General features: G+C 68.9%; 25 protein-coding genes and 1 pseudogene. 12 read left to right on the top strand and 14 right to left on the bottom strand.

What is annotated here, in order from left to right:
- Positions 1 to 293 precede the first annotated feature (293 nt).
- Positions 294 to 770, bottom strand: a complete 477-nt coding sequence (locus Q5425_RS35920; protein WP_308676830.1) for a hypothetical protein — start codon at positions 768 to 770, stop codon at positions 294 to 296.
- A 39-nt stretch (positions 771 to 809) separates the two neighbouring features.
- Positions 810 to 1,775: a site-specific integrase gene (locus tag Q5425_RS45915; RefSeq protein WP_396135324.1), complete on the bottom strand. Its 966-nt coding sequence runs from the start codon at positions 1,773 to 1,775 to the stop codon at positions 810 to 812.
- A 6-nt stretch (positions 1,776 to 1,781) separates the two neighbouring features.
- On the opposite strand from Q5425_RS45915, the gene Q5425_RS35925 reads away from it, so the two are divergent.
- Positions 1,782 to 2,720: an aminoglycoside phosphotransferase family protein gene (locus Q5425_RS35925; protein WP_308676831.1), complete on the top strand. Its 939-nt coding sequence runs from the start codon at positions 1,782 to 1,784 to the stop codon at positions 2,718 to 2,720.
- A gap of 68 nt (positions 2,721 to 2,788) precedes the next feature.
- Here Q5425_RS35925 and Q5425_RS35930 read toward each other — a convergent pair whose 3' ends face one another.
- The 4 genes from Q5425_RS35930 to Q5425_RS35945 all read right to left on the bottom strand — a co-directional run bounded on the left by Q5425_RS35930 (position 2,789) and on the right by Q5425_RS35945 (position 5,759).
- Positions 2,789 to 2,977, bottom strand: a complete 189-nt coding sequence (locus tag Q5425_RS35930) for a hypothetical protein (protein ID WP_308676832.1) — start codon at positions 2,975 to 2,977, stop codon at positions 2,789 to 2,791.
- Positions 2,978 to 3,279: 302 nt separating this feature from the next.
- A complete protein-coding gene (locus Q5425_RS35935) occupies positions 3,280 to 4,026 on the bottom strand; it encodes a dienelactone hydrolase family protein (RefSeq protein WP_308676833.1) in 747 nt (248 codons plus the stop codon).
- Positions 4,027 to 5,049: 1,023 nt separating this feature from the next.
- Positions 5,050 to 5,244 (bottom strand): hypothetical protein, encoded by a 195-nt coding sequence (locus Q5425_RS35940; RefSeq protein ID WP_308676834.1) that lies wholly within the window; start codon positions 5,242 to 5,244, stop codon positions 5,050 to 5,052.
- Positions 5,245 to 5,387: 143 nt separating this feature from the next.
- Positions 5,388 to 5,759 (bottom strand): helix-turn-helix domain-containing protein, encoded by a 372-nt coding sequence (locus Q5425_RS35945; protein WP_308676835.1) that lies wholly within the window; start codon positions 5,757 to 5,759, stop codon positions 5,388 to 5,390.
- Between the two features lie 56 nt (positions 5,760 to 5,815).
- On the opposite strand from Q5425_RS35945, the gene Q5425_RS35950 reads away from it, so the two are divergent.
- Positions 5,816 to 6,421: an SDR family NAD(P)-dependent oxidoreductase gene (locus tag Q5425_RS35950; protein ID WP_308676836.1), complete on the top strand. Its 606-nt coding sequence runs from the start codon at positions 5,816 to 5,818 to the stop codon at positions 6,419 to 6,421.
- 309 nt (positions 6,422 to 6,730) lie between these two features.
- On the opposite strand, the gene Q5425_RS35955 is transcribed toward Q5425_RS35950, so the two are convergent.
- Positions 6,731 to 7,075, bottom strand: coding sequence for a hypothetical protein (locus Q5425_RS35955; protein WP_308676837.1), 345 nt, complete (start codon positions 7,073 to 7,075; stop codon positions 6,731 to 6,733).
- A 560-nt stretch (positions 7,076 to 7,635) separates the two neighbouring features.
- On the opposite strand from Q5425_RS35955, the gene Q5425_RS35960 reads away from it, so the two are divergent.
- The gene (locus Q5425_RS35960; RefSeq protein WP_308676838.1) at positions 7,636 to 8,913 is read left to right on the top strand and encodes a serine/threonine-protein kinase; all 1,278 of its coding nucleotides are present in this window, start codon (positions 7,636 to 7,638) and stop codon (positions 8,911 to 8,913) included.
- Between the two features lie 597 nt (positions 8,914 to 9,510).
- Here Q5425_RS35960 and Q5425_RS35965 read toward each other — a convergent pair.
- Positions 9,511 to 10,374 carry a LysR substrate-binding domain-containing protein gene (locus Q5425_RS35965; RefSeq protein ID WP_308676839.1) on the bottom strand — a complete coding sequence of 288 codons (864 nt, stop codon included), beginning with the start codon at positions 10,372 to 10,374 and terminating at the stop codon, positions 9,511 to 9,513.
- A 147-nt stretch (positions 10,375 to 10,521) separates the two neighbouring features.
- Here Q5425_RS35965 and Q5425_RS35970 point away from each other — a divergent pair, with 147 nt between their 5' ends.
- The 4 genes and pseudogenes from Q5425_RS35970 to Q5425_RS35985 form a co-directional block, all read left to right on the top strand.
- Positions 10,522 to 11,379 (top strand): NAD-dependent epimerase/dehydratase family protein, encoded by an 858-nt coding sequence (locus Q5425_RS35970; protein ID WP_308676840.1) that lies wholly within the window; start codon positions 10,522 to 10,524, stop codon positions 11,377 to 11,379.
- Positions 11,380 to 11,393: 14 nt separating this feature from the next.
- A complete protein-coding gene (locus tag Q5425_RS35975) occupies positions 11,394 to 12,017 on the top strand; it encodes a dienelactone hydrolase family protein (RefSeq protein ID WP_308676841.1) in 624 nt (207 codons plus the stop codon).
- A gap of 20 nt (positions 12,018 to 12,037) precedes the next feature.
- Positions 12,038 to 12,970, top strand: coding sequence for an alpha/beta fold hydrolase (locus Q5425_RS35980; protein ID WP_308676842.1), 933 nt, complete (start codon positions 12,038 to 12,040; stop codon positions 12,968 to 12,970).
- 200 nt (positions 12,971 to 13,170) lie between these two features.
- Positions 13,171 to 13,392, top strand: a pseudogene (locus tag Q5425_RS35985) (CocE/NonD family hydrolase C-terminal non-catalytic domain-containing protein); the annotation flags it as partial.
- 45 nt (positions 13,393 to 13,437) lie between these two features.
- Here the strand turns inward: Q5425_RS35985 and Q5425_RS35990 are convergent.
- Positions 13,438 to 14,277 carry an alpha/beta hydrolase gene (locus tag Q5425_RS35990; RefSeq protein ID WP_308676843.1) on the bottom strand — a complete coding sequence of 280 codons (840 nt, stop codon included), beginning with the start codon at positions 14,275 to 14,277 and terminating at the stop codon, positions 13,438 to 13,440.
- 103 nt (positions 14,278 to 14,380) lie between these two features.
- Here Q5425_RS35990 and Q5425_RS35995 point away from each other — a divergent pair, with 103 nt between their 5' ends.
- Positions 14,381 to 14,974 carry a TetR/AcrR family transcriptional regulator gene (locus Q5425_RS35995; RefSeq protein ID WP_308676844.1) on the top strand — a complete coding sequence of 198 codons (594 nt, stop codon included), beginning with the start codon at positions 14,381 to 14,383 and terminating at the stop codon, positions 14,972 to 14,974.
- A 9-nt stretch (positions 14,975 to 14,983) separates the two neighbouring features.
- On the opposite strand, the gene Q5425_RS36000 is transcribed toward Q5425_RS35995, so the two are convergent.
- Positions 14,984 to 15,565 (bottom strand): TetR family transcriptional regulator, encoded by a 582-nt coding sequence (locus Q5425_RS36000; RefSeq protein WP_308676845.1) that lies wholly within the window; start codon positions 15,563 to 15,565, stop codon positions 14,984 to 14,986.
- A gap of 67 nt (positions 15,566 to 15,632) precedes the next feature.
- Here Q5425_RS36000 and Q5425_RS36005 point away from each other — a divergent pair, with 67 nt between their 5' ends.
- From Q5425_RS36005 to Q5425_RS36015, 3 genes are read left to right on the top strand one after another with little or no spacing between them, the layout of a single operon-like run.
- Complete coding sequence (locus Q5425_RS36005; protein ID WP_308676846.1) at positions 15,633 to 16,502, top strand: aldo/keto reductase; 870 nt, start codon at positions 15,633 to 15,635, stop codon at positions 16,500 to 16,502.
- Between the two features lie 3 nt (positions 16,503 to 16,505).
- A complete protein-coding gene (locus Q5425_RS36010; protein WP_308676847.1) occupies positions 16,506 to 18,110 on the top strand; it encodes a DUF6351 family protein in 1,605 nt (534 codons plus the stop codon).
- Between the two features lie 7 nt (positions 18,111 to 18,117).
- On the top strand, positions 18,118 to 18,603 hold the full coding sequence (locus Q5425_RS36015) for an LppA family lipoprotein (protein ID WP_308676848.1): 486 nt from the start codon (positions 18,118 to 18,120) through the stop codon (positions 18,601 to 18,603).
- Between the two features lie 269 nt (positions 18,604 to 18,872).
- On the opposite strand, the gene Q5425_RS36020 is transcribed toward Q5425_RS36015, so the two are convergent.
- Both Q5425_RS36020 and Q5425_RS36025 read right to left on the bottom strand, forming a co-directional pair.
- A complete protein-coding gene (locus Q5425_RS36020) occupies positions 18,873 to 19,373 on the bottom strand; it encodes a hypothetical protein (protein WP_308676849.1) in 501 nt (166 codons plus the stop codon).
- 545 nt (positions 19,374 to 19,918) lie between these two features.
- Positions 19,919 to 20,269, bottom strand: coding sequence for an Lsr2 family protein (locus tag Q5425_RS36025; RefSeq protein ID WP_396135325.1), 351 nt, complete (start codon positions 20,267 to 20,269; stop codon positions 19,919 to 19,921).
- 146 nt (positions 20,270 to 20,415) lie between these two features.
- On the opposite strand from Q5425_RS36025, the gene Q5425_RS36030 reads away from it, so the two are divergent.
- The gene (locus tag Q5425_RS36030) at positions 20,416 to 20,637 is read left to right on the top strand and encodes a hypothetical protein (RefSeq protein ID WP_308676850.1); all 222 of its coding nucleotides are present in this window, start codon (positions 20,416 to 20,418) and stop codon (positions 20,635 to 20,637) included.
- Positions 20,638 to 20,860: 223 nt separating this feature from the next.
- On the opposite strand, the gene Q5425_RS36035 is transcribed toward Q5425_RS36030, so the two are convergent.
- Together Q5425_RS36035 and Q5425_RS36040 are read right to left on the bottom strand one after the other, a co-directional pair.
- On the bottom strand, positions 20,861 to 21,040 hold the full coding sequence (locus Q5425_RS36035; RefSeq protein WP_308676851.1) for a hypothetical protein: 180 nt from the start codon (positions 21,038 to 21,040) through the stop codon (positions 20,861 to 20,863).
- Between the two features lie 1,028 nt (positions 21,041 to 22,068).
- Positions 22,069 to 22,279, bottom strand: a 211-nt coding sequence (locus Q5425_RS36040) for a hypothetical protein (protein WP_308676852.1), incomplete at its 5' end; no start/stop codon positions are given.

The following is a 22,279-nucleotide window of genomic DNA, read 5'->3' on the forward strand; positions in this document are numbered from 1 at the left end:
CAGCCTCGGCCGGACGGACATGGACGGCCGTGCCGGTCGATCCGTCCGCAGCGATCGGGACGAGATCGGTCACCGGCAGTGCTTGCTCATAACGCTGTCAACGCATTGATCCGCTAACCCGCTAAAGGGCCCGGTAGAGGGCGGCTGGCGTCAGTGGAGAACAGTCCGGCGATGCGGATGCGCAGCCGGCGCCACGAGCGGGCGCGCAGTAGGCCGGGCGCCGCGACGTCGAGCCCGTAGACTTCGTGCAGCTGATCTTCCGGGCGCTACCGTCACGAGACTGCGGGAAGCGGTCAGTTGCGGAAATAGTCGTGGTCGTATGTGTGGAAGGCTTCTGTGACATCGCCGTCCAGGATCATGGTCAGCGCGTAGGAGATGGTCCATATCCATTCTTCCAGTCGAACTGCTTCCACGTCGTCGATATGGCCGTCCCGGCGAAGCGGGCCGGCGGAGTCGAGGCCCCAAGCCCGCGCGAAGTGGCAGATTCCGATGACGCCGGAAACCACATCGCGTGGCACCATATCGGCCTGCAACGGTTCGGCGAGGGTTCTCAATGCCGACATGACCTCGTGGAAGTTTTCCTCCTGCAATCCGGTGAATGGCCGCAGCGAGCCAAGAAAGCCCCGCTGCCATCGCGGGCTGTCCACATCAGGGTGCTTGCACGAATGGAATAGGAGCGTCTCGCGTGCGTCGGCAGAAGTCACCGGTAACCTCCCGACCGTGTCACGGTCATATGCGGCCTGGCCGAGCGTCGTCTCGTCTGTCTGCACGGAGGCGATCCTGACGTTGTTCCACGAAGCGCTACCGTATCAGAGAAAGCAGCGTCTGAAGTGAGGTACGCTGGGTACCCTCGTGATGAGTGGCGTTGAGGAAAGCTTCCGTTTTGTCGCTGCCGGCGGTCGACTCCACGAGCGTGGGGACAGCCTGATCCGCAGCGAACGTTCGCGTGGAAACCGACTACACCGCGGCGTCGTGGATGCCATGTACACCGCCAGGATGTAGTTGGGGTGCCGGTCGCGGTCCTTGCGGGCGCGCTCGTAGCGCGTGGTCGTGCGCGGGCCGGCATGGTGGGCTGCGATCTGGGCGTCGCGTAGGTCGACGCCGGCGTCGAGCATGGTGGTGACGAAGGTGTGGCGGAGCACGTGTGGGTGCATTCGCGGCAGTCGCACGACTGACGCCCTCGGCCGGCCTGCGCAGCCGGCGGGTGGCGCAGTGTCGGTCCCTGCGTACGCCTCGTCGATTGAGCAGGGTCGGGCCGCGATCGCGGTGACCGACGGCTCGGTCGATCGCCCGTCTGACTCCTGCATCCAGCGCACGTACAGCTCAATCTGCGGCATGTGAGTGCGTCGAAGAGCCGGGCGCGGACAAATGGGTGGTGACGTGGGGCGGCGATCGGCACAATGAGCGGAGTGCAGTCCGGAACCACACCAGCCGACGACCAAGTTCCGCCCCTGGGCGGTGAACGACGTGCCTGACCACCGGCGCCACGCGGCGCCGTCCGTCACGATCCGCGAGGTTTGCGAAGACGACTGGCCCCGGGTTTGGCCGATCATCCACGACGTCATCACCGAGCAGCAGACTTTTCTTACGCCCCACCATGAGCGAGGTCGATGCCAAGCGGATGTGGCTATTGGGCGCATCAGCAAGGGCGGCCCACCCCGGGAGACGTTGGTCTCCGCATCATGTGGCTGGATCTGCGACGCCCAGGACACACGACCATCTGGTTCGACCCCCGCTCCGGCACGACTGGTGTCACCCGCGAGTCTTCGTGTCATCGGTCCGTGGTCGTCTCAACCGCGGGCGGCATGCTCCTCGGGATCGCTGCCGCCGCCTACCCGCAGCAGCTGTCCATGACCGTCGAAACAACTCCGGCCATCGATGCCGCGCTGGCGAGGCGTCTGGTCGACACGCAGTTCCCGCAGTGGGCCGAGTTGCCGCTGCTTCGGCACGCCCCGTCCGGCTCGGATCATGTGATCTACCGGCTGGGCGAGAAGCTGTCCGTTCGGCTGCCTCGCCATGCCGGCGCGATCAGACAGGCGGGAAAGGAAGCCGAGTGGCTGCCCCGGCTGGCCTCGCACCTGCCTCTGGCCATCCCCGTCGTGGTGGAGGTGGGCGAGCCGGACTTCGGCTATCCGTGGCCGTGGGCGGTGTCACGCTGGCTGGATGGCGAGGTGGCGACCGTCGATGCCCTGTCCGGCTCGCACGAAGCCGCCGGTGTGCTGGCCGAGTTCCTGACAGCACTCCACCGGTTGGCCGCCGACACCGCCGAGCACCTCACCGGTCGGCCGCTGGCCGCGCGGGACGCGGCGACGCGATCTGCCTTTACGAAGGTCGGCGACGCCTTCGACACCGCGGCGATGGCCGAGCTGTGGGATGCGGCTCTCGCCGCCCCTGGGTGGGACCGTTCACCGGTCTGGTTCCACGGCGATCTCCACACCGGCAACCTGCTGACGACCAGCGGCCGCCTCAGCGCCGTCATCGACTTCGGTGAGCTTGGTGTGGGCGATCCGGCGCGCGATCTGACCATTGCCTTCACCCTCATGTCGGCTGAGACGCGAGCCACCTTCCGCGCCGCGCTCGATGTGGACGACGCCACCTGGACTCGCGGTCGCGGCTGGGCCTTGGCCACCGGTTTGAACGCCTACGTCACCTATGCCGCTGTCAACCCCCGCGTCGCCGCACAGACCATCCGCCAGATCACCCAGGCCCTCGCCGGCTGAACAACGCTTGCGAGGCGAGGTGGTTCAGGCGAGGCGAACATCGAGAACACGGCCGAGTCCTCCCCTGCTCACGTCGCGTCTTCGGTGAGCAGGGGTACGGGCGCAGCCGGTGTCGTGGCCGGGTCGGTGGGGGAGCGGTCCGCGGTGGCGAGCTTGGGCGACAGTGCGGGAACGACGCGGTTGCGGCCGGTTTTCTTCGCGTGCAGCAACGCCCGGTCGGCCGCGAGAAGAAGCAACTCGCTCGAGACGACTTCCATCCAGGCTGGCGAGGCAACCCTCACCCGCCCGTCGGGTTCGTAGAACTTCGTTTGAGGGAGCGACCAAACAGAGACTCGCCTTCGATCGAGTTGCGCGCGAAGCGCGGTCGCAGGATGACGATACGCGTCTCGCGTAACTGGTCATCTACGCGAAACCGTCCGTCAAGGTGAACCTGACGCAGCAGCGCGGGAATGTCGGTGGTCGGGTTTGACCACGATCATCAGGTTTCGGCCGCTGCTTTGCGGCTGGCGTGCGAGCCTGGCCTGGATTCGTGGGGCCACGGATCCAGGCCAGGGGGACCTCAGCTGTTGGCCAGAGTGCGGTTCAGGAGAGCGCGCAGGCGGTCCCAGTGGCGCCTCAGCCCGGCGGAGCTGAAAGCGTCGGTGTCGGCCATGGTGAAACCGTGGACCGTGCCGGGGTAGATCTCGGAGGTGTAGTCGACACCCGCGGTGTCCAGGGTCTGGTTGAGCTCGCCGAGGGCCTCGGGCGTTAGGTCTGTTTCGGCGTGGCCGAGGTGGACCTGGGCGGTGATCTTGGAGAGGAGGCGGTGCAGGCCGTCGGGCCCGTCTGCAACGACGGGGCAGTGGAATCCGGCGACGGCGGCCACCTGGCTGGGGTGGGCCGAGGCGGTGCGGATCGCCAGGAGTCCGCCGATGCAGTAGCCGGTCACCGCGACCGGTCCGGCGCTGACCTCGGGCTGGGTGGTGAGGAACCTGAGGTAGGCGTCGGCGTCGCTCAGGACACGTTCGGTGGTGTGCGCCTCGATCATCGGCATCAGCCGGGCGAAGATCGCGGGCCGGGCTTCTTCTCCGATGTGCTCGGGGAGTTCGAGCACCGGCGCCGGGCCGTACCGGTAGAAGAGGTTGGGGACGAGCACGTAGTACCCGTACCCGGCCAGTTCGCGGGCCATCTCCCGCAGCACGGGCCGGATGCCGAAGCCGTCCGCGTACATCAGCACACCTGGGTGTCGCTCACCACCGTCAGGGAAAGTGGCGAAAGCGTCGGCGTGGCCGTCCGCAGTGGGAATGTGCAGTGTCTTGGTGGGCAAGAAATTCTCCTGTCGTGGTTGATGTGTCGAGCTTGTGATCAACACGACGGAGGCGGGGCCCGCGCAGCAGCGCAAGATCCTCGATCGAACAGCGGGCCCGCACCGGCCCGTACGGCACTCAGAAGAGCACCGGGTCACCAATCCCTGCGTGGCGCAATGCCGTCCCGGTAGTCATGCTGCAGAGCCTAGCCCACTGGCCAAAGCCGACGCCAGCAAGCTGACCAGGCGACTCCAATCCGGATCAGCCTCCTCGCGCTGGCACCGTCGAGTCGATCTCGACGATCTCCCCGGTCCGGGACGCAAGAGGTGGGGCTGGATGGTGGGCATGTCACGCGCTTCGACACGGACGTCGCCGGGGGCGCGCATGATGGTGGCTCGCGCGGACTGCGGTGGTTCGGGTGACTGTGGTGTCGCTACGCGGGTCAGCTGGCTCGCAAGAGATTTCCCAGGTTGCACGTAAAACGGGTCCAGGCGCTCATCGCACAGGCCGTTCAAGCTGGGGCTCTTGCCGTTTCCGGGGACTCGGTTAGGGCTGCGGCGGTCGATGAAACCCCGCGTCCGACCGCTTCGACTCGCGAAGACGCCGACGAGTTGGTGCGTGCGGTGGTCGTTGACCTGGAGTCTGTTGTTCGCATCACGGCGGCGGAGCCGTACCTCGAGAAGCGGATCTTCCAGATCGGTGCAGTTCGGATGGGCACGGACCCGGAGTGGGTGCAGGTGGCCCCTGAGTTCGACGTGCTGGTCGAGCTGCCGGCTGATGATGCTTGGCAGATCCGCAACGAACAGACCAGGCTGCTGCACCAGAGCGCAGCGGTTCCGGCGGCCGAGGCGCTGCTCGCTTTGCACTCGTACTGCTCGGGCGCTGACATGGTCGTCACCTACAACGGTACTGCCGCTGATTTTCCGCTGCTCGCCGAGGCGTATGCGCGAGAGGAACTGCCCGCGCTCGCGGTCACACCGGTCGACGCCCACTACTTGGCACTGGCGCTCTGGCCGACCTCAGAGACGCACCAGCTAGCTCCCCTAGCTGACTTCGTAGGAGTTGAACGAGACGACCTGAGCTGGCACCACGCGCTCGACGACTGCCGCGGCGCGGGAGACGTTCGAGCGCCTGAACGCCAAGCCGTGGCTGGAGCGGGCGGACGGCGAGCTCGTCGCCACCGGCGTCGCGGGCAGCGGGGGAGGGGTCGCGGCACCGGGACTGCCGGCCCGGCTCACACCGCAGAAGCTGCAGATCGTGCGGCCGGCCGCGCAGGGGACAGTCCAAGTAGGACATCGCGGCGCAGTTGTTCCTCACGACCTTCGCCGACACTTCGCGGCCATCACCGACGCCATGCCGGACACCGGCGCTCGGGCGATCGTCAGCCTGACGCTTCCGCGGCGCCGGCTCGTTCGCGCGCAGCGAGGATGTCCGGGACGTGTGTCTCCGCCCACTGTCGTACGGCACGCAGCGGAACCAGCAGGGAACGGCCGAGCTCGGTCAGGGCGTACTCGACGTGCGGCGGGTTGCCGCCCAGGTCGGTGCGGGCGAGCAAGCCGTCGGCCTCCATGGCGCGCAGCGTCTCGGTGAGGGCTTTGGGGGTGATCCCGCGGATATGCGCTTTGAGCTCGGTGAACCGCATCGGCCCGTCCTCCAGGGCGTTGACGGCGAACACCGTCCACCGCGCCCCGATGCGGTGCAGCACGGTGCGGCTCGGGCACGTCGCCGCCATGACGTTGTACGCCTTGCCCACGGGGGTCCTCCCGGTAGCGTTGAAGATACCGGTAGCAAATCTATACCGTCGCGATCATGAGCGAGAACTTGACAGGCAAGCGAATCCTGGTCGTTGGCGGGGCCCGCGGTATCGGCGCTGAGATCGTCCGGCGCACCGGGCAGGACGGCGCCGACGTCGTCGTCGCCACCCGGTCCGGCCCCGAAGTCCGGATCGACGTCACCGACGAGGCCACCATCGCGCGGGCCGCGGAGTCGCTCGGCGCCTTCGACCACGTGATCTCCACCGCGTCGGCGCACCACGACGTGCCGGTGCCCGACCTGGAACACGACAAGATCCGAACCGCGTTCTCCACCAAGGTCGTCGGCCCGCTGCTGCTGGCCAAGCATTTCGCCCCGCGGATGCCCGCCGGCGGATCCTTCCTGTTCTTCTCCGGCATCGTGGGCTGGAAGCCGAAGTCCGGCACCGTCGTCAAAGGTACGGCGAACGCGGCCCTGGCCGCCCTGGTCACCCACTTGGCCGTCGAGCTCGCGCCGCTGCGGGTCAACGCCATCGCGCCCGGTATCACCGACTCGGGCACCTGGGACCGGCTCGCCACGGTTCGAGGGAGTAGTCACCGAAGTGCCCGCAGAGCACCGCGATCAGTTCCCGGTTGTCGGTCAGTTCGGACAGCACCTCGGTGACCGTGCGGTCGGTGTGGTCCAGGAACGGTTCGCACATCTGCTCGTACAGGTCGCTGACGAGCGGCATGGGGAGCGCGCGGTGCGCTTGGAGGAGCATGGCCCGCCCCGTCACGGCGCCGGAACGAGAGTCCATTCCTGACGGGCAAACCGGGCGGGCCGAGGCCGGTGCACACCTCCGGCCCTGCGAGAAGGTTTTGTCCCTAAAGGACGGTGACGCCGGTCGGGCCGCGCGACATCCGGGGCGCGAAGTCGTTTCGGAAGCCGGGGGCGAGCGGTCAGCTTTGGAGCCGACTCGCCCTCGGCGCTTCGTCAGCGGTGGCTGCCGCTGCGCTGGCGCGCGCCTGCCTTGGCCAAACCGCGGCTGATCATGTAGCCGATCGCGAGGAAAGTGATGTATCGGAGGGCTTGTTCGGCGTTGAACGGGTCGCCGCCCGTACTGGCATCGCCGTCGACGGTCAGGGCGGTGATCACGATGGCGATGACACCGGCGAGGAAGACGAAGAACTCGGTGGTTTTGAAAGCCGGTTTCGTCTCCGTTGCGCCGGCGCGGTCCGCGTCGAGCGCTGCGGGCGGTCGGCCCGCGGCTGCGGCGGGTCCGGCGGGTGCGTGCTGGCCTCCGGGGACGGGGCCGGCGGGGCGTGCTGCGCTGGTCATGGCTTTTCCTTTCCGAAAGGAGCGATTCTTCGGCTCATTCCTACTGGACAGTAGGTACCCGGGCGGTTGGCCGGTAAACGCCGGTGGCCGGCCTGAGGCCGCGGTCGGGCTTCGACGCGGGGTCTCTGCGTGGTGGAGCCGACTCTCATTCTCCTCGGAATGGCTGTACCCGTGCGTTTTGTTGCGCCACGGAAGCCGTCGTGCTTGCCGGGAACCGGTGCGGATGTTTCACCCGGATGAGGGAGGAGTGGGCCTGTGTGCGTGCGGGTGCCTGGTCGGCGGGAAGTCCGCCGACGAGGCCGACGAGCGGAGGACCAACAGCACGTCTGGGTCGTCGGGCAGCACGAGATCCGGCGCTGCATCCGAGGCGGCTGTCCGACGAATCTTTCTGCGATGCCACAAAGGACGGCGATCGGGCCAGGTGGAACTCGGCCTCGATGACGTCCCGCACCCGTTGGGCGTCGCGCCCCTGCCCGTGTCGCACGCCTCCCGGATTGTCGTTTGCCCGGTCGGGGCCCCCGGGTACTCGGCGGTTCACCGAGAGCGGAGGGTGTCTGGCGATGACGGCTGAGCCGGTCAGTAGCGACGATGTGGGCACGTCTCCTCGATTTTCGCTGGAGCAGGGCGGGAGTTTCCCGTCGGCGGCTCAGAACGACCTGCCGGTGTCGTTCGCTGGGCGCTATGAGGTGCGGTGCCTGCTCGGCACTGGTGCCACCGCGCAGGTCTACTGGGCTCATGACCGGCGGCTGGGCCGGGACGTCGCGGTCAAGCTGTACGAGCGGGGCGCGGTGGCGGTGGAGCAGTTGCGCCGGGTGCGGGAGAGGACCATCCAGGCCAGCATCGACCATCCTCGTGTCGTGGCCCTGTTCGACAGCGGCACCGATGGCGACCGGCCCTTTCTGGTCATGCAGCTGGTCGAGGGGGAGAACCTCGCTCAGCGCCTGCTCACCGGCCCCCTGCCGGTCGAGACGGTCACCGAGCTGGGGTCTCTGCTGGCCGAGGCGCTGGCGCACGTCCACGGCCGCCGGATCGTGCACCGGGACCTGAAACCCGCCAACGTCCTGCTCGGTTCCGACGGCCCGATGATCACCGATTTCGGGATCGCGCACGAACTGGATACGACCCACATCACCGGTACGGGTCTGGTGACCGGCACGGCCGCGTATCTGGCGCCGGAGCAGATCGTCGGTGACGCGGCCGGCCCGGCTGCGGATGTCTACGCGCTGGGCTTGATCTTGCTGGAGTGCTTGACCGGGGAGCGGGAGTACCCGGGCACGCTGGCCGAATCGGCGTTGGCGCGGCTGCACCGGCCGCCCCGGATCCCGGCCGGCCTGCCCGCCCCGCTCGCGCGCACGATCGAGCGGATGACCGCCCGCGAACCGGAAGATCGTCCCACCGCCGGCGACATCGTGCGGAGGCTGCGCGAGCCGGTCGCCTCCGCGGCCTCCGCGCCGGCCTCGGCTGCCGTGCCGGTGCGGCGTCGCCGCACGCTGGCTGCGACCGGAGGGCTGGCGACCGCGGGTGCCGCGGTGGTGCTCGCGGTGCTCTTGACCAGGCCGGACGGTGCAGCTTCCAGTCCGGATCGGCTGCCGGCCGCTGGGCCTCCCGTCACGACAAGTTCGGCTCCGCCCCCGTCCGCGACGCCGCCCGCGGCGACCGCCATGGCCGCATCGTCACAGAGAGCGAACTCAGCGACGCCTCAGTTGGCGGCCGCGACACGCCCCAGCGCCGTCACCCCGGACACCGACCACTCCGCCGACGCGACGGGCGGAAACGCCAAGGCCAAAGGCAAAGCCAAGGGCAAAGCCAAGGGAAACAGCAAGAGCCACGGGGGATAGCAGGACACCGCCACCGGCACCGCCTCGGCCGGCCCTCGCCACCGGTAGTACGCGCAGCAGTGTCGATAGGTCACAAGCACAGATGCAGCGCGCGTCCGGGCTCGGCCGCGTCATTGATTGTAGACGAGTGAGGGTGGGAGCGAGGGCGAGCAGAGTGTCGGCGCCAGCCAGCCGCAGCGCACCACCGGCCGGCGCGGACGGCCGGAATGAGGCTGCGGCGAAATCGGACACGGTCGGCACATCCGCCTCTGCTTTATCCCGGTAAGGCCGCTCACCGTCCCGTCCTGCCCGGCACGCTCTACTACCGGCAGCGCGAGCATGGCATTCCTGTCCTCTCCGCGCGCAACACCGCGCGGCTCGCGCTCGCCGCGGAGCTGCCGGCTGCCGTGCGGGGACCTCGTCAGCGTCACGCGAGGAGGGCCCAACGCCGCGCCTGTCGCCAGCTGACCGGACTGCGGCGTTCAGCAAGAGCGGCGACCGCCGAGTTGCGACAACGTGCTGGCCCTGTTCGACGCAAACTCGACGACGCGGTGTGGTGCCAGACATCGTCGCGCTGGGCGGTGCGTTCGCGGAAGTAAACTGGCGTGCTTGCCAGGATTAGGGCACCAGGCTTGCCGCAGCGTCGTGGAAGGCGTCGATCAGTGGTGACCGGCGCGTCGCGAGCCAAGCCAGGCAGACGTGGTTCGGCCCGATGTCCTCGACCGGGATGCCGAGGACGTCCGGGCGGGTGTAGAACGTCGCCGTCGACAAGGGGATCACGCTGATACCCGCTCCGGCGGCGACTAGTTCCAGTTTTTCTTCGACGCTGTGGATGCGCGGGACTTCGGGGCGGTCCGGTTTGCGCAGTTCGATGGCGATGTCCCGCCACTCCGGGACGGCGTCGGGGTCCTGCAACAGGTGCTCGTCGGCGAGTTCGGTGACCGACACGGATTCCTTCCCGGCCAGCCGGTGCCCGGCGGGCACCATCACGACGCGGGGTTCGGTGAACAGCGGCCGCACGGTCAGGCCGCGCTGCTCGACCGGCAGCCGGACGATGCTGAGGTCCACGCGGCCGTCGTGGACGACCTCCACCTGATCGTGCCAGCTGGTGCGCAGCAGCCGGACGCTGACGTCCGGCCGCCGCCGGGCCAGCACTCGTACCGCCGGGGTGACCACGATGCCCGGCATGAACCCGACCGTGAGCACCGGTTTCGCCTCGGCCGCGGCCGTGACTCTCCGGTGGACGGCTTCGGCGGCCGCCAGCAGGTCCCGGGCGTCCGCCAGGAGTTGTTCGCCCGCCGCGGTGAGGACCGTGGTCCTGCGGTCGCGGACGAACAGGGTGGTCTTCAGCTCGTCCTCGAGGGCGCGGATCTGGCGTGACAGCGCGGGCTGGGCGATGTGCAGCCGCGCGGCGGCGCGCCCGAAGTGCAGCTCTTCGGCCACCGCGACGAAGTACCGCAGCTTCCGCAGGTCGAAGTCCACGTCGGCGCACCTCCCGCTCCCATCACCCCCATCATGGCAGGTCGGTGATGCCGTCGCGGCATCACAGCGCGCGGAACGGGTCTTGGACGCACCGCGGGGGCCCGGGTCACCCTGGAAGAGGAACAAATTCCGGTTGAAGGGACAGCGATGAAGATCTTCCTCACGGGCGGCTCGGGTTACATCGGCCGCGCGACGATCGGCGAGCTGGTACAGCGGGGGCACACCGTCGAGGCGCTCGCCCGCAGCGAACGGGCCGAGGCGGCCGTGGTCGCCGCCGGGGCGAGCGCGGTCCGTGGTGGCCTGACCGACCTCGACGTGCTCAACCAGGCGGCGGCGCGGGCGGAGGCCGTGATCCACCTCGCTCAGGCCACCAGCGGCGAGGAGGACCTGGCGGCCGCGACCGCGATGCAGGACGGCGTCGGCGGCGGCACCTACGTGCACACTGGCGGCAGCTGGGTCTACGGCGACACCGACGGCATCCAGGATGAGAGCGCGCCGTGGAACCCGCCGGCGATCGTGGCCTGGCGCCAGGCCGTCGAAGACGCGGTGCTGGCCCGGGCCGCGGACGGCGGACGGCCGGTCATCGTGCAGCCGGGTCTGCTCTACGGCGGTGACAACCGCCTGATCGACATCTTCTTCGTCCAGCCGGGCACGGAAAGCGGCGCGACCCCGTACATCGGCGACGGCGCCAACCACTGGGCGCTGATCCACCTCGACGACCTCGCCCCGCTGTACGCGGCGGCGCTGTCGGCTCCGGCGGGCTCGGTGTACCTCGGTGTGAGCGGGGTCAACCCGACCGCCAAGGAGGTCGCCGAGGCGTGCGCCCACGCCGCCGGGCTCGACGGGAAGACCGTCTCCCTCAGCCTCGAGCAGGCCCGCGAGCAGATGGGCCCGATCGCCGACGCGTTCGCTCTCGACCAGCAGCTCACCTCCGCCAAGGCGCAGCGTGAGCTGGGCTGGACCCCGGTGCACACCGACCCGCTGACCGAGCTCGCCGCAGAATGAGCCGGGAACCGGGAATGGACCGCGGGGCGGTGCTGTGGTCCGAAGAGGAGCGTGGACGCGGGTCTCGGCCGCTGCTGGTGATGCTGCACGGCTGGAGCTACGACGAGACGCACCTGCACCGGCTGATCACACCGCGGCTGCCGGACGAGGTCGTGGTCGCCTCGGTGCGGGCGCGAATTCCCGAAGCCGGTGGGTATGCGTGGTTCCCGAGTGCGGGCAACCCGATCGGTGATCCGCGGCCGGCGGTGGCGAACGCGGCGGCACTGGACGTGCTGTCGTGGCTGGAGACCGTCGAGGCGCCGTCGATCGGGCTGCTCGGTTTTTCGCAAGGCGGCGCCATGGCCCATCAGCTCATGCGGTTGGCGCCGCACCGGTTCGCCTACTGCGTGAACCTGGCTGGGTTCGTAGTGCGGGACGAGCAGCCCGGCGACGAGGCGCTGAGCGTCACGCGGCCGCCCGTCTACTGGGGACGCGGACGCGACGACCGGGTCATCCCGCCCGGCGCGCTCGTGCGGACCGAACGGTGGCTCGCTCGCCACGCCACCGCCGAGATCCACGTTTTTCCGGGGCTGGGCCACGACGTCCGCGGCCAGGAAGTCGACGATGTCGCCGCCTTTGTCAGCAAGCAGATCCGCTAATGGGTTTTGAGGGAGTGTTCATGCGTCACGACATCGAATTCGACGCCGAAGGAGCGTTGTTGCGAGGCTGGTTCTACGAGGCCGAAGGGGCCAAGGGGCCGGCGCCGTGTGTCGTGATGGCCCACGGCTGGAGCTCGACGCGGCGGATGTACCTCGACCGGTTCGCGGAGGTGTTCGCCGCGGCCGGGCTGGCCGTGCTGGTGTACGACAACCGCGGCTGGGGCGATTCCGAACCGGCGCCGGGACAGCCGCGGCACGAGATCGACCCGTGGGTCCAGGTCGGCGACTACCGGCACGCCATCACCTGCGCCCAGAACCGGTCCGAAGTGGACCCCGACCGCATCGGCGTGTGGGGAACCAGTTTCTCGGGTGCGCACGCCTACGTCGTCGCGGCGATGGACCGGCGGGTGAAGGCTGTGGTCACCCAGGCGCCGTTCATCAGTGGCCGCGCGACCTACGCCAACCTGGCGCGGGTGGACAACCAGGTCGTCGGCCCGGACGTCTTCACGGCCGACCGCCGGGCCCGCGCGCGAGGCGAGGCCGCCGCGACCATCCCGGTGATCGGCACCGACCCCGGCCGGCTGGTGGGGCTGCCGACGCGGGATTCCCACGAGTGGTTCACCCAGGCACGGGGTGAGCTCGATCCCAGCTGGCCCAACGAGGTCACGCTGCGCAGCTTGGACAACTACTACTGCTACGAGCCGGCGAAGTACCTGCCGGAGGTCACGCCGACACCGCTGTTGATGATCGTCGGCAGCGAAGACGGCCTGACCGGCGGCAACCTCGCAGCTGTTGCCTACTCCAGCGCGGCGGAACCGAAGGACATCGTCTTCCTGCCCGGTGGTCATTTCGACGCCTACACCGGCCAGGGCTTCGCCGTGGCCTCACAGGCGGCACGCGACTGGTTCGTGCGGCACCTGCCGGCTCCGCTACTCGCGGACGATCACCGCTGACTGGAGGCGGAGGGCGTCCCGTCCCGGTGGGGCGCCGAACATCCGCCGGTACTCGCGGCTGCGCTACCACCCGGCGGATCCGACACCGCCGATCGGCGGTCGTGTCATGGCTCCCGGCGGCGGAGCCCGGGACAACCGGAAACTGGAAGCGCGCTGACGTGCTCACGTTCACCGCCGCGCCCCTCACAGCCTCCATCGAAGTGCACGGACAGCCCGAGCCGGATGCGAGGCCCGGCGACGTCCGCAGGGTCGAGATCACGCTCGACCCCACGGCACATCGGTTCGACGCCGGGCACCGCATCCGGTTGCAGCTCTCGGGCGGCGCGTTCCCGAGGTTCGCCCGCAACCCCGGCACCGGAGAAGCCCCCGGGACAGCGACGAGACCCAACCGGGTCACGCACACGGTTCACCACAATGCGGTTCACTCGTCGAACATCGCGCTGCCCGTGGTGCGACAGCGGGGGCCGTCAGTCGCGGAGGAACTCCAGTGCCTGCCGGACGAACAGCTCGTGGTGCTGGAAGAGGCCGCCGTGGCCGGAGTCGGGGTAGATGCTCAGGCGGGCGTTCGGCAGTGCCTGGGCGAGGGTGAACGAGCTGATCGTCGGGATCATGACGTCGTTGTCGCCGTTGACCACCAGGGCGGGCTGGGAGACGTTCGCGAGGCCGGCCGGTGTGCTGCTGCGTTCCCATTTGGCCAGAGCGGTGACCTGGGCGCCGATGGTCTCGTCGGTGGCCGCGGGGTCGCGGTCGGCGGTGCGCTCCTCCAGGCGGGCGAGGAACGCGTCGGCGGCCGCCTGGCTCGTCTCCGTGGGGGAGAAGAACAGGAAGTGCTTGGGGTGCTTGCCCGCGGCGGCCGCCTTCTCGATCGCGTCCTGCAGCACGGGGAGGGCACTGGCGGGTCCGGCGTCGCCTGCGGGTGCGGTACCGGCCAGGATCAGGCGGCGGACGAGGTCCGGCTCCTGCTGGACGACCGCCTGCGCGACCATGCCGCCGAGGGAGAAGCCCAGCAGGTCGACCGTCTCCAGACCGAGGGCGCGGATGAAGGCGACGGCGTCCGCGGCCATCGCTTCGACGCTGTCGGGTGTGCTGCCGCCGGTGGCGCCCACGCCGCGCAGGTCGACCAGGACGACCCGGCGTTCCGTGGCCAGGCCGTCGACCACGGCGGGGTCCCAGTCGTCGAGAACGGCCGTGAAGTGGTGCAGCAGGACGACCGGAACGCCGGATCCGGGGCCGAGTTCCCGGTAGGCGAAAGCGGTCCCGCCGACGTCCACCGTGCGGGTGGGGGCTTCGTTGTGGCTCGTGGACATGGGTGTTTTCTCGTTTCTCGCATAGGATAACGATCGCTATATAACGATCGCTATCGTATGGTGGCGGCAGCGCGAAGGCAAGGGCGGAAGGTGAGGACCCGGCGTGCGGTACCCGAAGGACCACAAGGAGACGGCGCGCGCCGCGATCCTGGCCGCGGCGGCTCGCCCGCTGAAGGAGAAGGGTTTCGGCGGCGTCGGCGTCGACGGTCTCGCGGCGGCCGCCGACGTGACGTCCGGAGCCATCTACTCGAACTTCGGCAGCAAGGACGCGTTCCTCGAGCAGGTCGTGAACGAGCAGCTCGGGGCCGAGTTCGCCGTGATCGACCACCTGGACCCGGACGAGCGGCGTCGCCGACTCGCCGATTTCCTGCACGTCTACCTGAGCGACGAGCACTGCGCGTCCGTGGCGGACGGCTGCCTGATGCCGGCGCTCAGCGCGGACGTCTCGCGCGCGAGCGACGCGGTCCGAGAAGCCTACGAGCGTCGGATCGCGGCCCTGATCGAGCGGCTCATTCCGGCGTTGCCCGGCTCGCCGGCGGAGCAGGCGGAGCGCGCGTGGGCACTGGTGGCCTCGGTCGTGGGCGCCGTGACGATCGCCCGCGCGCTCCCCTCGGGCGATCGCAGCCGGGCGATCCGCGCGGCCACGCTTCGCTGCGTCACGGCCGCCCTCGACGGCAGTGGCCCCGCCGCCGGCTGACCGCCCGCGTCACCTCGCCGAGGGACGGATCCCGTCGAGCACGATCCCGATGGCGCGCTCGCGCTGCGCGTCGTCGACGTAGATCCCGGCGGTCACCGCGAACACCAAGCGCATGACGTCGTCGGCGGTGACGTCGGCACGCACCACCCCGGCTCGGTGGGCCAGCTCGATCAGCGGGCCGGCGACCCCGTAGATCGCTTCCCGGCCGGGCAGGTACGCCGCGGATTCCCGGGTGAGGACCGTCGTGAGCACGTGCTTGGTGGCCAGGTGCGTGACGAACCGGCTCAGCCAGCCCGACAACGCCGCCCACGGGTCCGCCCGGTCGAGTTGCCGCCCGTACCGGACGAGCTCGTCGACCGAGGTCAGGTAGACGTACTCCATCAGATCCGTCCGCGTCAGGAAGTTGCGGTACAGCGTGGCGATGCCGACCCCGGCGCGCCGGGCGATCTCCTCCATGGGCACGTCCGCGCCGAGCTCCGTGTACGCCTCGGTGGCGGCGGCGACCAGGGCATCGAAGTTGCGCCGGGCGTCGGCGCGGTGCGGGCGACGTTCGGCGAGCAGCTCGGCGAGTGTCAAGCGGGGTATCTCCACCTCTTGAAAGTGATAACTGGACTCCGTTAAAGTGAGAAGTCGACTATCACTCTAGCAGGAGGTCCGGATGACTTCGAATGTCCTCACCATCGGCGGTGACCTGCGGGTCGGCCGGATCGGGTTCGGTGCCATGCAGCTGACGGGGAAGCAGGTCTGGGGCGAGTACCCCGATCGCGACGGCGGCATCGCCGTCCTGCGCGCGGCCGTCGACGCCGGTGTCACGTTCCTCGACACCGCCGACGTCTACGGCCCGCACACCAACGAGGTTCTCATCCACGACGCACTGCACCCCTACCCCGACGACCTGGTCATCGCGACCAAAGGCGGATTCGTGCGCGGCGGCTTCGACTACGCCACGCTCGGCGCCGTCGGCAACCCCCATTATTTGCGACAAAGCGCCCACCTGAGCGCGCGCCGGCTGGGTGTCGACACGATCGACCTGTACTACCTGCACAGCGGCCGCGCCACCGATGCGCCGTTCGAGGACCAGGTCGCCACCTTGGCAGCACTGCGGGAGGAAGGACTGATCCGGCACATCGGACTGTCCAATGTGACGCTCGAACAGTTCCGGGCCGCGCAGGAGATCGTGGAGATCGCGGCGGTCACGGCTCACTTCAACGCCGGTGCGCGCACCGGCGCGGACCTGCTGCGGGCCGCCGAGGAAAGGGGCGTGGTCTTCTCGCCCTGGCACCCGGTCACGCTCACCGAAGGCCCGGCCCCGGACACGGTCATGGCGGAGATCGAGCCGATCGCCGCCCGGCACGGGGTGACGGCCCGGCAGATCGCGCTGGCGTGGTTGCTGCACCGCTCGCCGGTGATGCTGCCGATCCCGGGCACGACCAGCGTCGTGCACCTGAAGGACAACCTGGCGGCAGCGGAAATCGAGCTGTCCGGCGCGGACGTCGCGGCGATCACCGGCCTCGCCACGGAGGCGTGAGCCATGCGACCCGCACACCACAGAACCTGGTCCGCCGCGGCCGGACTGGCCAGCGTCGCGCTGCTGGCCGCTGCCGTGCCGGCGACCGCTTCAGCGGGTGACGGGCCCGGCGTCACCATCACCACCGTGTCCAACCCGCGACCGGGCCTCGTCGGCGGCCCGGAGGTCCTGGTCCGGCTGACCGCAGCCGGCTCGGTCGTCCTGCGGGCCGACGGCCGCCCGGTGGCGGGCCTGACGAGACAGGCGGACGGGAGCTTCCTCGGGCTCGTGCGCGGGCTACGCCCCGGAGTGCACCATCTCGTGGCGGAATCCGGTCGTCGTCAGGCCGCGCTGACGGTGGTCGACCACGCCGCCTCGGGCCCCGTGTTCTCCGGACCCCAGCAGCAGCCCTTCTACTGCGAGACCACCGCGTTCGGCCTCGCGCCGGCCACCGGCCCGTCGTGTTCCGCGCCACCCCTGGTCAGCTACCAGTACCGCACCGCCGGCGGCGCCTTCCGGGCCTTGGCCGACCCGGACGGCCGCCCCGCCGACCTGGCGACCGCCAAGGTCGACGGCCGCGCGATGCCCTACGTCATCCGGGTCGAAACCGGCACGATCGACCGCGCCGTCTACCGGATTGCCGCGCTCTACGACGGGCACGAGCCGTCGCCGCTGCGGCCGGACACGAGCTGGAACCGGAGGCTGGTCTACTCCTTCGGCGGCGGCTGCAACGGCGGGCACCACCAGGGCAGCAGCACCGGAGACGTGCTCGACGACCTGTTCCTGTCGCAGGGGTACGCGGTCGCTTCGTCCAGCCTCAACGTCCTGGAAAACAACTGCTCCACGATCATCTCGGCCGAGGCGGCGATGATGGTCAAGGAACACTTCATCACCACCTGCGGACCGGTGGCGCACACGATCGGCTGGGGCGGATCCGGCGGATCGATCCAGCAATACGACATCGCCGACGCCTACCCCGGCATCCTGGACGGCATCATCCCCGGCTTCTCCTTCCCCGATCCCTTCACGGTGCTCAACGTCGCCGGAGCCTGCCGGCTGCTCGACCGGTACTTCGCGAAGCCGGGCACCACCTTCAGCGCCGCCGACCGGCAGGCCGTGGCGGGATTCCTCGATTACGACAGCTGCACATCCTGGGACAACAGCTACGCGAGCCGCCTCACCGCGACCGGCAGCTGCAACCACGGGATCGCTACCGACGACAACACCGCGATCCCGGCCCCGGCGATCTACGACCCAGCCACCAACCCCACCGGTGTCAAGTGCAGTGTCGCCGAGCAGTACGCCAACCAGTTCGGCCGTGACCCGAAAGCCGGTTTCGTCCGCGGCCTCGTCGACAACACCGGTGACCAATACGGACTGACCGCACTGGAACACGGCCGGATCAGCCCGGCCCAGTTCACTGCGCTCAACGCGGGCATCGGCGGGTACGACGCGGCGGCAGCGCCGACAGCACCAGCCTCTACAACATCGCCGCGATCGTCAGTGGACAGCCCCAGTACGCAATCGCGGGCAACTGACCGCCATGGCCCGACGAAGCCGCACCGCCGCCGTCACCTTGGCGGCCCTGGCCCTCGTCACCGCCTGCGGCACCAGTCCGCCCGCCTCTGAAGCCGCTATGCCCAGCCGCCAGCAGCAATTTGCGACCCTCCTGCAGAGACCCACCATCGACGAGATCGTCAGCTCCTACACCGCCCTGCTACAGAAGCGCCGCGACGCCCTCGAGCACACCGGCTCGATCGGCCCCTGGACCCAGAAACCCAACGCCGTCACCCGCAGCTGCGCCCCCGAATTCGCCGACCTGGACGACTACGACGCAGCCCGAACCCACCTCGCTCTGTGGTACGCCCCCACGCCCGCCGACCCCGCATTCTGGACCGGAGCGAAGAAAACGGTCACCGACACCGCCGCACGCGCCGGCTTCACCACCGTCACGCTTTCTTCCGACGCGCCCAGCTACTACCAGCTCGCCCTTACCGACAGCTTCGGCGCCGCTCTGTCATTCGGAGCCGACAAGAACGTCGTTCTTGATCTCACCACCGGCTGCCACCTGACCGCGCAAGCCAAAACCCGCGGAACCCCATCGGCTGCGCCAAGCCGATGACCGGTTCCCTTGCTCGAAGAGAGGACCTGCTCAGGGGGGCGAACAGGCTCCGTGTGCAGCGTTCGGCTCTGATGGTCAGGTGAGATCGAAGGTGCGCATCTTCGGAGTACCGGGAGATTTTGTGAACAAACCCGTCGCTGTCACCGTCACCTTGGGTTTGCTGTCGTTCGTGAAGGTCACGATCTCCACCTCGCCGTCCTTCGCAGGGAAGTTCATCCACTTTGCAGTGCCTCTTGGACTGGTACCCGAACTGCCGGCCGCGTGGGGCATCAACGTCGCCATGAGGAGCTGAGGTGATTCAGGTAGGCGTCATCCCTCTTACCGTCGAGCTCGGTCTTTACGTACGCCAGTACGGCCTTCCAGGCCCAGTGTTCGAGAAGAACACTCTCGCCCGTGTCGCGGACGCATGCCAGCCGGTCGATCGCGGGGTTCCACTCCTTGGCCGGGCCGACCGAAACGAGGCTGGTTCCAGGAACTATGTGTCCGTATGCGGCCGCGCTGTGCCACTTCAGGTTTTGATCCTTCGCGGCCTTATGCGACGTTGCTTTGGTCGGCTCTTCCCACTTCTTCCATGCTTCGGTGAAGACCCATTCGGCGGCGTCGACCGTCTTGGTCGCCAGTTCCGCCGCGATGCCCGTGGTGAACTCCTTGAACCATGCGGAGGCCGTCACGCCTGCGACTATGGCACCTCCGCCTTCCACGGCAGCCGGAACCGCCGGTGCGGCACAGGCTGCGGTGACTCCGGCCAGGCCGGTGCCGGCCGTGGTCACGAGCAGTTGTCTCCGGCTCAACACCGAGGCACCGTCCTTTCTGAGACGTTCACTTGGCAAGCAGGCTCATGCCGGTGATGTCTGGTTGCTCATGGGAGGCGTGGGTCGCGCATCCACCCGCCGGAGCAGGGTTCGACGTGCCTCGAACAACGGTGTCGCTTCGACATGCGGTGGTGTTACAGTCCCCGGCTGATTACCTGGATGCCTGCATTGTCGGGTTGAAACGAACTGATCGGGTTCGACGAGAGCGTCTCAAACGAGTCCTTGCTCGCCTGAGACGTGAAGACACCTTCGTTGGGTGCTGTAGTCTTATGGCCGAAACAGCAGTACCTCGGGCTCGCTCGGCGGGAGGGTGAATTCGCGGCCGCCGCACCGCGATGTACCTCGCGCATGGAAATTGATGACCGAGCGACCTGTCTCTCTTCATGACGAGAGCAAGCAGGGGTCTGGACGGCCGAGAGTTTGAAGAGCCGGAGCAGAATGATCGTTGGGCCTGTCATTGGCGGCGCGCTCGCACCTGCGGGCCACAGGCGCCTTTCGGTTGATCAGCCCCTATCTTTCGACCTGGCTCCGAATGCCGGCATGTTCCCCGGTACATCCGCCTCGGCGACCTGAGCCTGCTCGTAGGCGGCGATCACCTCGGAGGACAGGCGTCCCCGCTCGGAGACCTCGTAGCCGTTCGCGTTGGCCCAGGCGCGGATCTGCTGGTTGCGCTCACGGTCGGACGCGTTGGTGGTTGTCGACTGGCCGGTGGCGACGCGAACCTTGCGGCCGCCGATGCGACGGCCGGCGCCGACGTAGCGGGCCAGTTCGTCGCGCAGGGCTGCGGCGTTCTCGTCCGACAGGTCGATTTCGTAGGTCACGCCGTCTGGCGCAGACCGGCCTCGGCCGGGCACGAGCGATGGGGACCGGTCCCCACGACGGTGGGCTAGAAACCAGACATGCCACGGTCCAGGAAAGGGAAATCCGGGAAGCCAGGACACCGCACCGGTCCGAACGATCCGACCCTCGTCGCCGAGAGGGGCCGGTCGCGAAGACCGTGGTGCGGCTTGCGCCTGGGTTCCGCGACGCTGCCGCGTTCGAGGAGCTGTGCCGGGGCCTGATCAGTGCGGCGTACCCGCTGCGAGACGGGCACGATCCCCGGTTGCTGCGAGCCTCCCTGGAGGGCCGCCGACTGGCCGCCGAGCCCATGAGGCCGGAGACCATCCGGCGCACGGTGCGGACCGAGACGCCCAGCCGCACCGCCGCCGACTCGTCGGTGTAGCCGGCCGTGAACAGCATGAGTAGCTGCCGTTTCCGATCGCTCAGGTCGTTGTCGATGCTCGTGACTCAGACGACTTTCCCGGGTTCGTGCTGCCGAACGGTCCACAGTGGATGAGCCGAGCGGGTGCCCGGCGCTGCCGCGGCTTCGCGCACCGCACCCGGAAGGCTGTGGCAGCGTCGCACGGGCTCGGCGACGGCCGGCTCGTCCGCGACCGCACCGCGTTCTACGGCCGAGGCCGCGCGGAACAGCGCGCGGCCTCGGCCGCAGACAACGGCCCGAGCCGCACGCGGACCGCGCCGTCGGCGTGCAGGCTGCCGGCCGGCCGGTGATCAGCGCCGCGCTCGAGCCGGTCGCGGGGCGGCAGCGGCTCGACCTGGGCGGGATCCGCGACGTCGTCGAACACCAGCAGCACCTGCCGGAACGCGAGTTCAGAGCGCCACAGTGCGGCTCATTCGTCCACCTCGGACGGGGCCGGGCGGCCGGGATGCCGGTGCTGTGCAGCAGCCTGGCCAGTACCGTCGCGGTCGGCACCGGCATGCCTGCCGCACACAGGTGGATGTGGAACTGGCCGTCGGGGAACCGCGGAGCCGGCCGGTGCGCCGTTTGCACCGCGAGGGTCGGCGGCCTTCGTGAACAGTTCGTAAACGTCGGGCTGGAGCCGCAACCGGCCGTACTCGGATCGGACGGCACTGGCCGGAGGTGCTGCGACGGCGCAGTCGGCACAACCGCCTGAACTGGGCGCGGACGGGGGCATCGCCAGACGATGGCTGCTGCCGCCCACCGAAAACGCCCATTCCGTTGCTGCGATCTCCGGACGATCCTCAATGGACAAATAAAGCTCACCGAAATCGACGTTGGCGCGCGGCTGAGTGGCATGCCGGAGCAGCGCTACGCTCATCGGGTGAATTGATGCAGAGTCGTGTCGCATGTGGGCAAAATCCGTACTCTGTAAATGGAGGGCAATCTGTCCGGGGGGAGGATTCCAATGGTTGGGTCGAGCAGCAACCGGCGCCGGCGAGGCGAGGGTTGCCGCCGGTCCGCATGGTTGGTGGGTGCGGTTGCGCAGCATGGCGAACCGGACGTCGCGACGGCGCCGGGTGGAGGAGTCCGGCACGGCGGCACGGGTCCCGCTCTCGACACGTGTGCAGTGGTAGCAGGCCCTGCTTACCGAGGCGCACAAAGCTGCGAACTCGGCGGGAAAGAAGGCTTGAGCGTCGGCGCCGGCGAGAGATTCGCTATTGACGCCGGCGTTGGACCTGCTGTTGGTCCTGGGCGGCCGGGCGAGTCGAACTGCGAATGCCGGGGTTCGTGTCGGGCAGCGGCTCGTCGTGCGGCTTCGCGGTGGCGACCACCTCGGTTACGGGCTGGGCAACCTCGTTCGTGCGCGGGAGTGCGCCGGGAGTTGCCGCTCATCCGTGATTGTGCTCGGTTTCAGCGCCGATCGATCGACCGATATTGCGCGACGCCACCTGTGTTCGCGAGGAAGCTGATTGAACGTGCGGTCGCGTCCTCGTCCGGGTCGATCGATGACGGTCCTGGTGTCACGTTCCCTTTCCGGATTAAAAGGGTCTGCTGCACCAGTAGGTGACATCTGAGTTGGCTTGCCGTGATGGTGAGCTGGGAGGATGTCGCGGTGCCCAAG

This window comes from Amycolatopsis sp. A133, assembly GCF_031082405.1.
GTDB lineage: Bacteria > Actinomycetota > Actinomycetes > Mycobacteriales > Pseudonocardiaceae > Amycolatopsis.